This window comes from Burkholderia ambifaria AMMD (assembly GCF_000203915.1).
In the GTDB taxonomy this organism is placed as follows: domain Bacteria; phylum Pseudomonadota; class Gammaproteobacteria; order Burkholderiales; family Burkholderiaceae; genus Burkholderia; species Burkholderia ambifaria.
Window position 1 is genome coordinate 2,875,729 of sequence record NC_008390.1, and the last position, 14,959, is coordinate 2,890,687.

The following is a 14,959-nucleotide window of genomic DNA, read 5'->3' on the forward strand; positions in this document are numbered from 1 at the left end:
TGCGTGCCGGCGCGTCACGACGCCGCGAAGCGGCGCACCAGCTTCCCGCCGAATACGTTCACCGCGAGCCCGCCCATCACGAGCGCGGCGCCAGCCAGCTGCGCGCGCGTCAGGTGTTCGTCGAGCAGCAGCGCCGACGACGCGAGCCCGACGATCGGCACCAGCAGCGAGAACTGCGCGACTTGCGCGGCCGGATAGCGCGACATCAGGCGGCTCCACAAGCCGTAGCCGAGCAGCGTCGCGACGAACGCGAGATAGACGACCGCGAAGATCGACGCGCCGTCCAGCCCGGCCAGCGCGGCCCCGATCCGCTGCGGCCCCTCGAACCACAGCGACAGCAGGAAGAACGGCACGGGCGGCACGAGGCTCGCCCACACGACCAGCGACACGAGGTTCGCACGGCCGACCTTCTTCGTGACGATATTGCCGATCGCCCACATCGCGGCCGAGCAGATGGTCAGCAGGAAGCCGGCGAGCGTCATCGCGCGGCCGCCCTGCGCGGCGATCACGGCGAGCCCGGCCGCGGCGATCGCGAGCCCGATCAGGTTCTCCATGCGCAGCCGCTCGCCGAGGAACAGCATCGCGAACACGAGCGTGAAGAACGCCTGCGACTGGAGCACGAGCGACGCGAGACCGGCCGGCATGCCGACGTACATGCCGGTGAACAGGAACACGAACTGGCCGAGCTGGATCGTCGCGCCGTACAGGATCAGCATGCGCCACGGAATCTGCGGCCGGCGGACGAAGAACACCGCGGGCACGGCCGCGAGCGTGAAGCGCAGCGCGCCGAGCAGCATCGGCGGCATGCCGTGCAGCCCGACCTTGATCACGACGAAGTTCACGCCCCACGCCAGGATCACGACCAGCGCGAGCAGCAAGTCCTTCGGGGCCATCATCGGCGTCTCCTCGTTTTGAATGGTGGTTCCGAAGCGGCTCAGTCTACCGGGTTTCGCCGCACGGCCCGATACCCGCGCAGCGCGCATGGAATCGCCCGTGGGCGCAGCCGCGCATCCACAGACAACCGCATCGCGCGTGCCCGCTGCCGCCCGCACCGCCGGCCGGCGCAGCGCCACGCCCGGTGCGCGCGTCGGGGCCACGCCGCCAGTACAATGACCGGCATCCCCGCCGTTCGCCACGAGGCCTGTCATGACCGAACCGATCAAAGCCTTGCTGAAGCCGCACATTCGCGACATCGGCAACCTGCAGGTGCGCCGCACACTGCCCGCGCTCGCCGCACGCCTCGTCGGCCCGTTCATCTTCTTCGATCACATGGGGCCCGCGGCGCTGCCGGCCGGCACCGGGCTCGACGTGCGCCCGCACCCGCATATCGGGCTCGCCACCGTCACCTACCTGTTCGACGGCGCGATCCTGCACCGCGACAGCCTCGGCTCGCGGCAGGAGATCGTGCCGGGCGACGTGAACTGGATGACGGCCGGCCGCGGCATCGTCCACTCGGAGCGCACGCCCGACGCGCAGCGCGCGAGCGGCCATACGGTGCACGGGATCCAGACCTGGGTCGCGCTGCCCGTCGCCCACGAAACCACCGAGCCGTCGTTCGAGCACCATGCGGCCGACACGCTGCCCAGGCGCACCGAAAACGGCGTGACGCTGACGGTGATCGCCGGCGACGCGTTCGGCTTGCGCTCGCCCGTCACGACGTTCTCGCGCACGCTGTACGTCGCCGCCGAATTCGCGGCCGGCAGCCGCCTCGAGCTCGACGCGTCGCACGAGGAGCGCGCGGTCTACGTGGTCGACGGCGACCTGACGATCGACGGCACGCCGGTGCCGGCCGAGCAGATGGCCGTGCTCACGCCGGGCGCGACCGTCACGCTCGCGAGCGGCAACGGCGCGCGCGCGATGTTGCTGGGCGGCGACAAGATCGACGGCGAGCGCTTCATCGAATGGAATTTCGTCGCCAGCAGCCGCGACGCGATCGAGCGCGCGAAAGCAGCGTGGACGAACCAGGAAATGGGCAAGGTGCCCGGCGAAACCGAATGGATTCCGCTGCCCGCAGCGAAGCCGCGTTGAAAAAGGCGCGCACCGCCCCCATCCTCACGACATTCGACTGGAAGCGAACGACATGGACACCACGCTTGCCACTTTCGAGAAAGACGTCATCGAGGCGTCGCTGGACGCCCCCGTGCTGGTCGACTTCTGGGCGCCGTGGTGCGGCCCCTGCAAGACGCTCGGTCCGCTGCTCGAAAAGCTCGAAGCCGACTATCAGGGCCGCTGGAAGCTCGTGAAGGTGAACGTCGACGAGAACCAGGAGCTCGCCGCGCACTTCCAGACGCGCAGCATCCCGCACGTGATCGCGTTCGCCGACGGGCGCCCGGTCGACCAGTTCATCGGCGTGCTGCCGGAAGGCCAGTTGCGCGCGTTCCTCGACCGGCTGCTGCCGGCGCCCGAGGAAGCCGAACGCCGCGCCGCGCAATACGCGATCGCCGAGTCACGCTACGACGATGCGCTCACCCACCTCGAGGCGGCGCTCGCACTGAACCCCGGTTTCGACGATGCACGGCTCGACCTGATCGAACTGCTGCTCGCAAACAACCAGGTCGATGCCGCGCGCACCGAGGCCGAGCGCCTGTCGCCGCAGACCGTGCAGGGCGCCGACCCGCGCTACCAGGCGATCAAGACCCGTTTCGATGCGCTCGACGCCACCGCCGACCTGCCGCCGACCGACGCGCTCGAAGCGCGTATCGCGGCGAACCCCGCCGATCTCGACGCACGGTTCGACCTCGCGCAGAGCCTGATCGCGCGACGCGCGTACGAAGGCGCGCTCGAGCAGCTGCTGGAAATCGTGTTGCGCGACCGCGCGTATGGCGACGACCTCGGCCGCCGCACGATGCTGTCGGTGTTCGAGATGGCGGGCGACAGCCCCGAGCTCGTCGCCGCGTGGCGGCGCAAGCTGAGCATGGCGCTCAACTGACGAACGGGCGGTCGGGCCGCAATGGCCCGGCTGCCGCGCCATCGCGCGCGCCGGATCTGCCGCGCCGCGGCATCGCAGCGCGCTGCTGCGCGTCGATCGCTTTCCCGATCAGCCCGCGGCCCGCGCCGCGAGCGCGCGCAGCGCATGCGCTGCGGCCGCGAAACCGAAGCTCGCGGTCACGCACACGCTGGAACCGAATCCCGCACAGTTGAGCCCCGCGACGTGCGCGGCCGTGGACGGCTCCGCGCCATCCTCGATGTCGCAAGCGGCCGCTTCCGGATAGATCAGCGGCTCGTCCGAATACACGGCGCTGACCTTGAAGCGCGCCTTCGGCCCGCGCGGAAAGCCGTGCTGCTTGCGCAACTGCGCGCGCACCTTCGACAGCAGCGGATCCTGGATCGTCAACGCGAGATCGTCGATCCGGATGCGCGTCGGGTCGAGCTGCCCGCCCGCGCCGCCGACCGTGACGAGCGGCTGCCCTTTCGCGACGCACCACGCGATCAGCGCGACCTTCGTCCGCACGCTGTCGATCGCATCGATCACGTAGTCGAAGCCGCCGCCGAGCAGCGCGTCGAAGTTGTCGGGTTCCACGAAATCCTCGATCCGGTTCACGCGGCACGCGGGATCGATCAGCGCGATCCGCTCGGCCATCGCATCGACCTTCGGCTTGCCGTAATTGCCGTCGAGTGCGTGGATCTGCCGGTTCGTGTTGCTTTCCGCAACGTTGTCGAGATCGATCAGCGTCAGCGTGCCGATCGCGCTGCGCGCGAGCGCCTCGGCCGTCCACGAACCGACGCCGCCGATGCCGATCACGGCGACGTGCGCGCGCTCGAACGCGGCGAGCGCGGGGGCGCCGTACAACCGCGCGATGCCGCCGAAACGGCGTTCGCGATCCACGTCAAGCTGGATTGTCGGGCTCGGGGTAAGATCAGAAGAACTAGGCGGGGCAGCGTCGGGGGCGGACATGGCAGCAAGGAAAACGTAAGCGTACAGCCCTCTATTTTGCCTGAACTCACCGCCTACACGCGCCACTGTGCACGCACGATTCTCGCGCGTTCGCTATACTGGCCCCGGATTGAAGCGTTTGCATAACATGACAACTCTCGCCGATCTTCGCATCAACTATTCGCGTGCTTCGCTCGATGAAGCCGATGTCGCCCCCGACCCTTTCGCCCAGTTCGATCGCTGGTTCAAGGAGGCGCTCGCCGCCAAGCTTCCCGAGCCGAACACGATGACGCTCGCCACCGTCGGCGAGAACGGCCGGCCGTCGGCCCGAATCGTGCTCATCAAGGGTGTCGACGAACGCGGGTTTGTCTTCTTTACCAATTACGAAAGCCGCAAGGGGCGCGATCTCGCCGCCCATCCGTACGCGGCGCTGCTGTTCTACTGGATCGAGCTCGAGCGCCAGGTGCGCATCGAAGGCCGGATCGAGAAAACCAGCACCGACGAAAGCGACCGCTATTTCGCGTCGCGCCCGCTCGGCTCGCGCATCGGTGCGTGGGCGTCCGAGCAGAGCGCCGTGATCGACAGCCGTGCGACGCTCGAAGCGCGCGAGAAGGCCGTGGCCGAACGCTACGGCGAGAATCCGCCGCGCCCGCCGCAGTGGGGCGGCTATCGCGTCGTGCCCGACGCGATCGAATTCTGGCAGGGCCGCCCGTCGCGGCTGCACGATCGCCTGCTCTACACGCGCGACGCCGCGGCGGCGCCGGACTGGACCATCTCGCGCCTGTCGCCGTAAGCAAGGCAGCGGCGCCGGTGCCTGCCGGTCGTATCTCGTGTTGCATGAGGGCGCCCGCCTCGCGGGGAGCGGGCGCCGGTCAAGATACTTGGCTGTATTCGATTCAACGAACAAACGGAGAATCCAAATGTTCTGGGAAAAGAAGCTGGCACAGTGGGCGGACGAAGTACGGGCGAAGGCGAACATACCGGCGCGCCTCGTGCTGTGGAACGGCGATCAACTCGATTTCGGCACCTTCAGCGCACCGCAGGTCACGCTGAAGGTCAACAGCGCGTCCGCGTTGCCGCTACTGCTCGAACCAAGCCTCGACAATCTCGGCGAGGCGTACGTGAAGGGCAAGATCGACATCGAGGGCAGGCTGTCGGACATCATCAACATCAGCTACTCGCTCGCGCGCAGCACAGTCACCAGCGCGAGCAAGCTCGCGCGCGTGAAGCGCTACTTCAATCATACGAAGAACAGCGACAGGAAGGCGATCCAGTATCACTACGACGTCTCGAACGAGTTCTACCAGCTGTGGCTCGACGAGAACATGGTGTACTCGTGCGCGTACTTCGAGAACGGTGACGAGGATCTCGCCACCGCGCAGATCAAGAAGATCGACCATATCCTGACCAAGATCCAGCTCGAGCCCGGCCAGCGCCTGCTCGACATCGGCTGCGGCTGGGGCGCGCTCGTGCTGCGTGCCGCGCAGAAGTTCGGCGCGACCTGTCTGGGCGTGACGCTGTCGCAGAACCAGTTCGATCTCGCGACCGCGCGCGTGAAGGCCGCCGGGCTCGAGGACAAGATCGAGATCCGCCTGCAGGACTACCGCGAGATCGACGGGCAGTTCGACCGCATCACGAGCGTCGGGATGTTCGAGCACGTCGGCCGCAAGAATCTGCCGCTCTATTTCTCGCGCGTGCATGACCTGCTGACCGACGACGGCATCGCGATGAACCACGGGATCACGTCGACCGACGCCGAAAGCGGCGAGACGGCGCTCGGCGGCGGCGAATTCATCGACCGCTACGTGTTCCCGGACGGCGAGCTGCCGCACATCAGCCTCGCGCTCGAAGCGGCGCAGCGCGGCGGGCTCGAGGCGGTTGACGTCGAAAGCCTGCGGCGGCACTATGCGCGCACGCTCGAGATCTGGACCGAGAATTTCGAGACGAAGGCGGAACAGGCGCGCGCGCTCGTCGACGACGAAAAATTCCGTATCTGGCGCGTGTACCTCGCCGGTTGTGCGTATGCATTCGAGCACGACGACGTGTCGATCTTCCAGATCGTGTGCCGCAAGGCCGGACGCAGCGCGAAAACGCTGCCGTGGTCGCGGCGCTATATGTACGAACACACGCTGCCGCGCTAGGCGGCACTTCACGCTGGGCACGCATGGGTGACGGCAGGACGCGGCGCAACACGCCGACGCAACGACAGCAGCGCGACGAAGCGGACGGGTCGCACGCCGACGGGCAGTTCGACCTGTTCGGCGCGCCGCCCGACGACGCACGCGCGGCGGCTGCGCCCTTCGACGATGACCACCCAGCCGGTGCCGGCGAACGCGTGACGCCTGGCAAGCACGATGCCGCGCAACTGGCAAAGTCGCCTGCGCGCGCGGGCCGTGCGTCGCCCCGCCCTTCCTCCGATCAGGAACCGGAACCGCCCGCCGCCTCAGGGCTGCTGTGGGACGACCCGTTGCCGCCTGCCACGCCGCCGAAGAAGAGCAGGCGCCAGCGCGGCGTGCCGCCCGCACCGGTTTCCGCGGAAGTCGCCGACGTGGCGGCCGCCCTGCCGCCGAATGTGCGGCTCGGCACGTCGTCGTGGTATTTCCCCGGCTGGGACGGCATCGTCTACGACGGCGATTTCGCGCAGACGAAACTGTCGCGCGAGGGGCTCGAAGCGTACGGCGCGCATCCGCTGCTGAAGAGCGTAAGCCTCGACCGCTCGTTCTACGGCCCGCTGTCGGTGGCCGACTACCTGCGCTACGCACAACAGGTGCCGGACGACTTCCGCTTCGTCGTGAAGGCGCCGGCGTCCGTCACCGACGCGGTCGTGCGCGGCCGGCGCGGCGAGCCGTCGGGCCCGAACCCGACCTTTCTCGACGCGCAGCTCGCCATCCGGGAATTCGTGCAGCCGTGCATCGAAGGGCTCGGCAAGAAGGCCGGCGTGCTGGTGTTCCAGTTTTCGCCGATGCCCGATCAACTGCTCGTCGAACCGGCCGCGCTGATCGACCGGCTGTCGGCGTTCTTCGCGGCGCTGCCGCCGCTGCCGCTAGACGCCGACGGCACGCGCTACGCGATCGAGATCCGCGACGCGTGCCTGCTCACGCCGCGCTTCATCCGCGCGCTCGCGGCGCTGGGCGTGCGCTACTGCGTCGGCCTGCATGCGCGGATGCCCGACCCGCTGCGCCAGGCGGCCGCGCTCGCGCTGCTCGACGGCGACGCGCCGGGCCCGCTGATCGTGCGGTGGAGCCTGCACGGCGGATTCAAGTACGAACAGGCGAAGGCGAAGTACGAGCCGTTCGACAAGCTCGTCGACGAAGATCCGGCCACGCGCTCGGCGCTCGCCGAGCTGGCCGCGCGCTACGCGCTGGCCGGACAGCCGGTGATCATCACGATCAACAACAAGGCGGAAGGCTCCGCGCCGCTGTCGTGCGTCGCGCTCGCGCGCGAGATCGCCGCCGCGTGCGCGCAGTGGCGCAGCGAGGCGGCGTAGGGTTCGGCGGCGGGCGTCTCGCGGCGCCGCCTAGCGCTTGCCGGCCGATTACGCGCCGCGCAGCGACTTCAGCCGGTGCGAGAACTTCTGGCGGAATTTCGCGAGCTTCGGCCCGATCACGACCGAGCAGTAGCCCTGCCCCGGATTGCGCGCGTAATAGTTCTGGTGATAGTCCTCGGCCGGCCAGTAGTTGTCGTCGAGCGGCACGACCTGCGTGACGATCGGCTGCCCGAACACCTGCTCGCGCTCCAGTTCGCGGATCACGTCCAGCGCGATGTCGCGCTGCTCGTCCGAATGCGTGAACACGACCGAACGGTACTGCGTGCCGACGTCGTTGCCCTGCCGGTTCAGCTGGGTCGGATCGTGCGTCGCGAAGAAGATCTCGAGGATCTCGCGATAACCGATGCGCGCCGGATCGAACGTCACGTTCACGACCTCCGCGTGACCGGTGTCGCCTTCGCACACGTCGCGATAGCCGGGATTGCGCATATGGCCGCCCGCATAGCCCGACTGGACGGCCGTCACGCCGTCGACATCGAGAAACACGGCCTCCGTGCACCAGAAGCACCCACCACCCACGGTCGCGGTTTCAAGCATCTCGTTCACCATGAAATCATCACCTCGTTGATGACGGCGACCGCACGCATGCGCGCGCCGGCGCCGCCGGTCCGTATCGCCGCTGCCCGGTTGCCCGGCGCGAAGCGGCACGCGTTCAAGTATCTCACTCGTGCGCGAATCAGGCAGAAACGCGCGCGTATCACGCACCACCGGCGGTGCGTTTCTCGACTACACTTAGGCACGCTTGCCCGCGACGGCACACCGTCCCGGCTGCACGCAGCGTCCGATGCATGCCCGCCCCGATGCCAACATCATCCGCCGGAACATCGCTATGCACGCCCCGACAGAAGTCGTCCGGATTGCAGCTCCGACCACCGGCGCCCCGCGCGCCGGCACTTCCATCGCACCATTGCGCCGCCATGCATCCGTCGCGTCCGTTGCGCCGCCTGCGCGGCGAGCCGGTGCATCGCGTTTCCCCGCTGTCCCGATCTGATGCACCACACCGCGCGTCCTGCCATGCGGGCGGCCGCCGGTGCATGCGCATCACGCAACCGTTCGACCCGCACGTCCGCAACGAACGGCCGTGCGCCCGTGATCCGATACAACCGAGAGAGGCATTACGATGAGCATGCGGCCTGACCCGACATTTCACGCTTCGCCGGAACTCGCGATGCAGGCGCCGGCAGAAGAGTTCGCCTATACATTGTTGCTGAGCCCCGATTTTTCCAGACCCGACGCGCTCGCCGTGATCGACGTGAAGCCCGGTTCCTCGACCTACGGCAAGATCGTGCACACGGTGACGATGCCGAACACCGGCGACGAGTTTCACCACTTCGGCTGGAATGCGTGTTCGTCGTCGCTGTCGCCGCTGACCGGCCACACATTTCTCGAGCGCCGCTTCCTGATCATCCCCGGCCTGCGCTCGTCGCGGATCTACGTGATCGACACGAAGCCGCACCCGACGCAGGCGCGCATCCACAAGATCATCGAACCCGACGAGATCTTCGCGAAGACCGGCTATTCGCGGCCGCATACGGTCCACTGCGGCCCCGAGGGCATCTACGTGAGCACGCTCGGCGGCGCGGGCAAGGACGGCACCGACGGCGCGCCCGGCATCTTCATCATGGACTGCGAGACCTTCGACGTGCTCGGCCGCTGGGAAATCGACCGCGGCCCGCAGGACAAGCATTACGACTTCTGGTGGAACCTGCCGCGCGACTACATGGTGTCGAGCGAATGGGCGCTGCCGCCGCAGTTCGAGAACGGCATCGTGCCGGAAGACCTGCTCGCGAACCGCTACGGCCACCGGCTGCATTTCTGGGACCTGCGCGCGCGGCGCAACGTGCAGACGATCGATCTCGGCGCGCAGCACCAGATGGCGCTCGAGGTGCGGCCCGCGCACGATCCGGTGCGCGAATACGGGTTCGTCGGCGTCGTGGTCGATACGACCAACCTGGAAGGGTCGATCTGGACCTGGTGGCGCGAGGACGGCCAGTTCCATGTGAAGAAGACCGCGACCATCCCGCCCGAGCCGGCCGCGGCGGACGAGCTGCCGCCGCTGCTGCAAGGGTTCGGCGCGGTGCCGCCGCTCGTGACCGACATCGACCTGTCGCTCGACGACCGCTTCCTGTACGTGTCGTGCTGGGGCACGGGCGAAATGCGCCAGTACGACGTGTCGGATCCGCATCACCCGGTGCTCGCGGGGTCGGTGCGCATCGGCGGCATCGTGCGCCGCGCGCCGCATACGAACGGCCGCGCGTTCGCGGGCGGCCCGCAGATGGTCGAAATCAGCCGTGACGGCCGGCGCGTGTACTGGACCAACTCGCTCTACTCGACGTGGGACGATCAGTTCTATCCGGACGGCGTGCCGGCCGCGCAAGTGCTCGCGCATGTGGGGCCGGAGGGCGGACTGACGCTCGCCGACGACTACTGGGTCGAGTTCCCCGACGGCTATCGCGCGCACCAGATCCGGCTCGAGGGCGGCGACTGCTCGACGGACTCGTTCTGCTATCCGTCGGTCAAGCGTTGAGCATCGGTCTCTCCGCGCCGCTCGCGCTGTGGGCGGCCGTGCTCGCGAGCGGTGTCTATCACGGACTCAATCCGGCGATGGGCTGGCCGCTCGCGGTGTCGAACGCACTGATGACGCGCCGCGGCGGCGCGCTGCTCGCGGCGCTCGGCTATCTCGCGCTCGGCCATGCGCTCGCTGTCTTCATGGTGATGCTGCCGTTCGGGCTGCTCGCCGCGTTGCTCGCGTGGCAGTCGGCGATCCGGATCGGCGCGAGCGCGCTCGTGATCGGCTTCGGCGCGGTGCTGCTGATCCGGCGTCGCCACCCGCGCGTGCTTGCGCGGATCGCGCCCGCGCGGCTCGGGCTATGGTCGTTCGCGATCGCGTTGGCACATGGCGCGGGACTGATGCTGGTGCCGATCTATCTCGGGCTCTGCGGGCTCGACCGGGACGCCGGCCATCGCGCGGCGGCCACGCTCGTCGACGCGCATCTCGGGATGGCCCTCGTGGTCGCAGCCGTGCACGCGGCCGCGATGATCGGCGCGGGCGGCGTGCTCGCGTGGCTCGTGTACCGCTATCTCGGGCTGAAGTTCGTCGCGCGGAGCTGGTTCAACCTCGACGCGGTGTGGGCGTCGAGCCTGATCCTGACGGGCGCGCTGTCGCTCGGGCTGGCGGCGGCGCGCTAGCACCGCCGCACGGCGCGGCCGCAGATCACGCGCGGTAAAACGCGACAGAACGGCCGTTGCGCGTCGATCGCGGCGCCACGCGACAGTGTTCGCTACCTCACGTTCACCTCACGCTCACGCCGCAATGCGCCGCGCGCACGGGCCCGGCGGTCGCGATTCCGCTAAAATCCGACCATGCGCACCCCTTCCCAACCGATCGCCCCGGCCTTGTCGCCTTTCGTCCGCCGCGCCCGTTGCATCCGCCGCGCGCCGCGCCCGTCCGTTTCGTTCCGGATGGCCGCCCGATGAACCATGCCAACCCGCCGGACTTCGATTCGGCCGCATTCCGCCAGGCGCTCGGCCAGTTCGCGACGGGCGTCACCGTCATCACGACGCAGGCGCCGTCCGGGCAGTTGATCGGCATCACCGCAAGCTCGTTCAACTCGGTGTCGCTCGATCCGCCGCTCGTGCTGTGGAGCCTCGCGCACAAATCGGCGTCGACGCCGGTGTTCCGCAGCAACAGCCATTACGTGGTGAACGTGCTCGCGGCCTCGCAGATCGACCTGTGCAAGCGCTTCTCGACCTACAAGGGCGACCGCTTCGAAGGGATCGCGCACGTGGCCGGCAACTCGGGCATGCCGGTGCTCGACGGTGCGCTCGCGTGGTTCGAATGCCACAACCGCAGCCGCTACGACGAAGGCGATCACGTGATCTTCGTCGGCGAAGTGGAACGCTGCGGCGTGCGCGCGGTATCGGATGCCGCGCCGCCGCTCGTGTTCCACGGCGGCGGCTTCCACGGGCTCACACCGCTTTGATCGCCCCGGTGCGCGCCAATCCGACCGGCGCGCCCGCTTCGTCCTTCAGCGTCTGCAGCACGATGTTCGAACGGATGTCCATCACGCCCGGCGCCTTGTAGAGCCGGTTCAGCACGAAATCCGAATAGTGCTTGAGGTTGTGCGCGAGCACGCGCAGCAGATAGTGGCTCTCGCCCGTCACGACGAACGCGCCGACCACCTCCGGCCATTCGCGCAGCGCTTCCGCGAAGCGCTCGTGCCATTGATTCTCTTCGTTGCGCATCGACACCTGCACGAACGCCTCGAGCTCGAAGCCGAGCTTCTCGCGGCTCAGGCACGCGCGATAGTGTTCGATGACGCCCTGCTCCTCGAGCAGGCGCATCCGGCGTAAGCAGGCCGACGGCGAAAGCGAGATGCGTTCGGCCAGGTCGAGATTGCTGATTCTGCCCTCCTCCTGCAGTACCGCCAGAATCCTGCAGTCGGTGGCATCGAGCGTGATCGCATGCATTTTTGGTCCCCCTTTTCCCTCTCATTCGAATTATCTGCCAATTCGGCGGATTGTCCATGTTTATTTCGCAAGCACTTTCTGCGAGCGTCCACCTATCATTCGAAGGATCGATTCACCGATTCGTCATGCCATGGACACACTCTGGGACATCTCGCCGCCCGTCAGCCCCGCCACCCCCGTGTGGCCGGGCGATACGCCCGTTTCCGTCGAACGCGTGTGGCGGATGGAGGCCGGCTCGCCGGTCAACGTCGCGCGGCTGACGCTGTCGCCGCATACGGGCGCGCACTGCGACGCGCCGCTCCACTATGACGCCGACGGCGCGCCGATCGGCGCGGTGCCGCTCGATACCTATCTCGGCCCGTGCCGCGTGATCCACTGCATCGGCGCAGCGCCGGTCGTGCGCCCGGCCGACATCGAGGCCGCGCTCGACGGCGTGCCGCCGCGCGTGCTGCTGCGCACCTATGCACGCGCCAGCGTCGAGCAATGGGACAGCGGCTTCTGCGCGGTCGCGCCCGAGACCGTCGACCTGCTCGCCGCGCACGGCGTGAAGCTGATCGGCATCGACACGCCGTCGCTCGACCCGCAGGAATCGAAGACCATGGATGCGCATCATCGCGTGCGCGCACACCGGATGGCGATCCTCGAAGGGATCGTGCTCGACGACGTGCCGCCCGGCGACTACGAGCTGATCGCGCTGCCGCTGAAGTTCGCGACGCTCGACGCAAGCCCCGTGCGTGCGGTGCTGCGCGCGCTGCCCGGCCACTCCTCCTGATTACCCGACCCACTGACCCGACATCATGATCAAGACCCGTGAAGACGCGCTCGCCCTCGACCGCGACGACCCGCTCGCCGCGCTGCGCGACCAGTTCGCGCTGCCCGACGGCGTGATCTATCTCGACGGCAACTCGCTCGGCGCCCAGCCGCGCGCGTCGGCCGCCCGCGCGCAACAGGTGATCGGCGCCGAATGGGGCGAAGGCCTGATCCGCAGCTGGAACACCGCCGGCTGGTTCGCGCTGCCGCGCCGCCTCGGCGACAAGCTCGCGACGCTGATAGGCGGCGCACCGGGGGAGACCGTCGTGACCGACACCATCTCGATCAACCTGTTCAAGCTGCTGTCGGCGATGCTGCGTCACCAGGCCGCGCGCGCGCCGGAGCGCCGCGTGATCGTGTCGGAGCGCTCGAACTTCCCGACCGACCTGTACATCGCGCAAGGGCTGATCGAGCAGCTCGGCGGCGGCTACGAGCTGCGCCTGATCGACGATCCGGCCGACCTGCCCGACGCGCTCGGCGCGGACACGGCCGTCGCGATGATCACGCACGTGAACTACCGCACCGGCTACATGCACGACATGCCGGCCGTCACGCAACTCGTGCACGACGCGGGCGCGCTGATGCTGTGGGATCTCGCGCACTCGGCCGGCGCGGTGCCGGTCGACCTGAACGGCGCGCATGCGGACGGCGCGGTCGGTTGCACGTACAAGTATCTGAACGGCGGCCCCGGTTCGCCGGCGTTCGTGTGGGTGCCGCAGCGCCATCACGCGCATTTCTCGCAGCCGCTGTCGGGCTGGTGGGGCCACCGCGCACCGTTCGCGATGCAGCCGGGCTTCGCGCCCGATCCGGGCATCGCGCGCTTCCTGTGCGGCACGCAGCCGATCGTGTCGATGTCGATGGTCGAATGCGGGCTCGACGTGTTCCTGCAGACCGACATGCACGCGATCCGCCGCAAGTCGCTCGCGCTCACCGATGCGTTCATCGCACTCGTCGAAGCGCGCTGCGCGGGCCTGTCGCTGAAGCTCGTCACGCCGCGCGCGCATCACCAGCGCGGCTCGCAGGCGAGCTTCGAGCATCCGCACGGCTACGAGGTGATGCAGGCGCTGATCGCGCGTGGCGTGATCGGCGACTACCGCGAGCCGTACGTGCTGCGCTTCGGCTTCACGCCGCTCTATACGCGCTTCGTCGACGTGTGGGATGCCGTCGAGACGCTGCGCGACATCCTGGCCACCGATGCGTGGAAGGCACCCGAATTCGCCGAGCGCGGCGCGGTGACCTGATCGGCGTCGACCGGCGCGCGCAGGCCGCGCGCCGCGCCCCCCGTCATTCAAATCTGGAGAGAGTCGTGAATTCTGGTCATATGCAGCCACCCGGCGACAATGCGCCGGCGGGCTGCCCGTTCTCGGGCGCACACGCGGCCCAACCCGCGCATGAAGCGCCGCACGTGCCGGGCGACGCGGCAGGCGAAGCCGGCTGGCACGACGCGCAGCTCGATTTCTCGAAGTCGATGAGCTACGGCGACTATCTGTCGCTGAATTCGATCCTCGACGCGCAACATCCGCTGTCGCCCGATCACAACGAGATGCTGTTCATCATCCAGCATCAGACGAGCGAGCTGTGGATGAAGCTCGCGCTGTTCGAGCTGCGCGGCGCGCTCGACGCGGTGCGCGGCGACGCGCTGCCGCCCGCGTTCAAGATGCTCGCGCGGGTGTCACGGATCCTCGAGCAGCTCGTGCAGGCGTGGAACGTGCTGTCGACGATGACGCCGTCCGAGTATTCGGCGATGCGCCCGTATCTCGGCCAGTCGTCGGGCTTCCAGTCGTACCAGTACCGGCAGCTCGAATTCCTGCTCGGCAACAAGAACGTGCAGATGCTGCAGCCGCATGCGCACCGGCCCGACATCCTCGAGCAGGTGCGCGCGACGCTCGAGGCGCCGTCGTTCTACGACGAGGTCGTGCGCCTGCTCGCGCGGCGCGGTTTCCCGATCGCGCCCGAGCGGCTCGAGCGCGACTGGACGCAGCCGATGCGTCACGACGAAACGGTCGAGGCCGCGTGGCTCGAGGTCTACCGTCACCCGCAGCAGCACTGGGAGCTGTACGAGATGGCCGAGGAACTCGTCGATCTCGAGGATGCGTTCCGCCAGTGGCGCTTCCGCCACGTGACGACCGTCGAGCGCATCATCGGCTTCAAGCAGGGCACGGGCGGCACGAGCGGCGCGCCGTATCTGCGCAAGATGCTCGACGTCGTGCTGTTCCCCGAGCTCTGGCACGTGCGCACCACGCTGTAACGCACGGCAT

At 68.3% G+C, this 14,959-nt stretch carries 15 protein-coding genes; 11 read left to right on the plus strand and 4 right to left on the minus strand.

Annotated elements, in window-relative coordinates; translation table 11 throughout:
• Positions 1 to 14: 14 nt before the first annotated feature.
• Positions 15 to 893 carry an EamA family transporter gene (locus BAMB_RS13200; RefSeq protein WP_175675264.1) on the minus strand — a complete coding sequence of 293 codons (879 nt, stop codon included), beginning with the start codon at positions 891 to 893 and terminating at the stop codon, positions 15 to 17.
• 253 nt (positions 894 to 1,146) lie between these two features.
• Here BAMB_RS13200 and BAMB_RS13205 point away from each other — a divergent pair, with 253 nt between their 5' ends.
• Both BAMB_RS13205 and trxA read left to right on the plus strand, forming a co-directional pair.
• Positions 1,147 to 2,028, plus strand: coding sequence for a pirin family protein (locus BAMB_RS13205; RefSeq protein WP_011657759.1), 882 nt, complete (start codon positions 1,147 to 1,149; stop codon positions 2,026 to 2,028).
• A 52-nt stretch (positions 2,029 to 2,080) separates the two neighbouring features.
• The gene (gene trxA, locus BAMB_RS13210; RefSeq protein ID WP_006750955.1) at positions 2,081 to 2,929 is read left to right on the plus strand and encodes a thioredoxin; all 849 of its coding nucleotides are present in this window, start codon (positions 2,081 to 2,083) and stop codon (positions 2,927 to 2,929) included.
• Between the two features lie 108 nt (positions 2,930 to 3,037).
• Here the strand turns inward: trxA and tcdA are convergent, their stop codons facing one another.
• On the minus strand, positions 3,038 to 3,895 hold the full coding sequence (gene tcdA / locus BAMB_RS13215) for a tRNA cyclic N6-threonylcarbamoyladenosine(37) synthase TcdA (RefSeq protein ID WP_011657760.1): 858 nt from the start codon (positions 3,893 to 3,895) through the stop codon (positions 3,038 to 3,040).
• A gap of 127 nt (positions 3,896 to 4,022) precedes the next feature.
• Here tcdA and pdxH point away from each other — a divergent pair, with 127 nt between their 5' ends.
• The 3 genes from pdxH to BAMB_RS13230 all read left to right on the plus strand — a co-directional run bounded on the left by pdxH (position 4,023) and on the right by BAMB_RS13230 (position 7,361).
• Positions 4,023 to 4,667 carry a pyridoxamine 5'-phosphate oxidase gene (gene pdxH, locus BAMB_RS13220; RefSeq protein WP_011657761.1) on the plus strand — a complete coding sequence of 215 codons (645 nt, stop codon included), beginning with the start codon at positions 4,023 to 4,025 and terminating at the stop codon, positions 4,665 to 4,667.
• A gap of 127 nt (positions 4,668 to 4,794) precedes the next feature.
• Complete coding sequence (locus BAMB_RS13225; RefSeq protein WP_011657762.1) at positions 4,795 to 6,015, plus strand: SAM-dependent methyltransferase; 1,221 nt, start codon at positions 4,795 to 4,797, stop codon at positions 6,013 to 6,015.
• Between the two features lie 23 nt (positions 6,016 to 6,038).
• Positions 6,039 to 7,361, plus strand: a complete 1,323-nt coding sequence (locus tag BAMB_RS13230) for a DUF72 domain-containing protein (protein ID WP_011657763.1) — start codon at positions 6,039 to 6,041, stop codon at positions 7,359 to 7,361.
• Positions 7,362 to 7,409: 48 nt separating this feature from the next.
• On the opposite strand, the gene msrA is transcribed toward BAMB_RS13230, so the two are convergent.
• Positions 7,410 to 7,970: a peptide-methionine (S)-S-oxide reductase MsrA gene (msrA, locus tag BAMB_RS13235; protein ID WP_011657764.1), complete on the minus strand. Its 561-nt coding sequence runs from the start codon at positions 7,968 to 7,970 to the stop codon at positions 7,410 to 7,412.
• A 571-nt stretch (positions 7,971 to 8,541) separates the two neighbouring features.
• Between msrA and BAMB_RS13240 the strand changes: the two genes are divergently transcribed.
• The 3 genes from BAMB_RS13240 to BAMB_RS13250 all read left to right on the plus strand — a co-directional run bounded on the left by BAMB_RS13240 (position 8,542) and on the right by BAMB_RS13250 (position 11,404).
• Positions 8,542 to 9,948, plus strand: coding sequence for a selenium-binding protein SBP56-related protein (locus tag BAMB_RS13240; RefSeq protein ID WP_011657766.1), 1,407 nt, complete (start codon positions 8,542 to 8,544; stop codon positions 9,946 to 9,948).
• The gene (locus tag BAMB_RS13245; protein WP_011657767.1) at positions 9,945 to 10,610 is read left to right on the plus strand and encodes a hypothetical protein; all 666 of its coding nucleotides are present in this window, start codon (positions 9,945 to 9,947) and stop codon (positions 10,608 to 10,610) included. The genes BAMB_RS13240 and BAMB_RS13245 overlap by 4 nt, the downstream gene beginning before the upstream one ends.
• A gap of 284 nt (positions 10,611 to 10,894) precedes the next feature.
• Positions 10,895 to 11,404, plus strand: a complete 510-nt coding sequence (locus tag BAMB_RS13250; protein ID WP_011657768.1) for a flavin reductase family protein — start codon at positions 10,895 to 10,897, stop codon at positions 11,402 to 11,404.
• Here the strand turns inward: BAMB_RS13250 and BAMB_RS13255 are convergent.
• Positions 11,391 to 11,891 carry an Lrp/AsnC family transcriptional regulator gene (locus BAMB_RS13255; RefSeq protein WP_006477992.1) on the minus strand — a complete coding sequence of 167 codons (501 nt, stop codon included), beginning with the start codon at positions 11,889 to 11,891 and terminating at the stop codon, positions 11,391 to 11,393. The two genes, BAMB_RS13250 and BAMB_RS13255, sit on opposite strands and share 14 nt — an antisense overlap.
• A gap of 130 nt (positions 11,892 to 12,021) precedes the next feature.
• Between BAMB_RS13255 and kynB the strand changes: the two genes are divergently transcribed.
• The 3 genes from kynB (at position 12,022) to kynA (ending at position 14,949) form a co-directional block, all read left to right on the plus strand.
• The gene (kynB, locus tag BAMB_RS13260; protein WP_011657769.1) at positions 12,022 to 12,663 is read left to right on the plus strand and encodes an arylformamidase; all 642 of its coding nucleotides are present in this window, start codon (positions 12,022 to 12,024) and stop codon (positions 12,661 to 12,663) included.
• 25 nt (positions 12,664 to 12,688) lie between these two features.
• Complete coding sequence (gene kynU / locus BAMB_RS13265; RefSeq protein ID WP_011657770.1) at positions 12,689 to 13,942, plus strand: kynureninase; 1,254 nt, start codon at positions 12,689 to 12,691, stop codon at positions 13,940 to 13,942.
• An 80-nt stretch (positions 13,943 to 14,022) separates the two neighbouring features.
• Positions 14,023 to 14,949: a tryptophan 2,3-dioxygenase gene (kynA, locus tag BAMB_RS13270; protein WP_041491259.1), complete on the plus strand. Its 927-nt coding sequence runs from the start codon at positions 14,023 to 14,025 to the stop codon at positions 14,947 to 14,949.
• Positions 14,950 to 14,959: the final 10 nt, after the last annotated feature.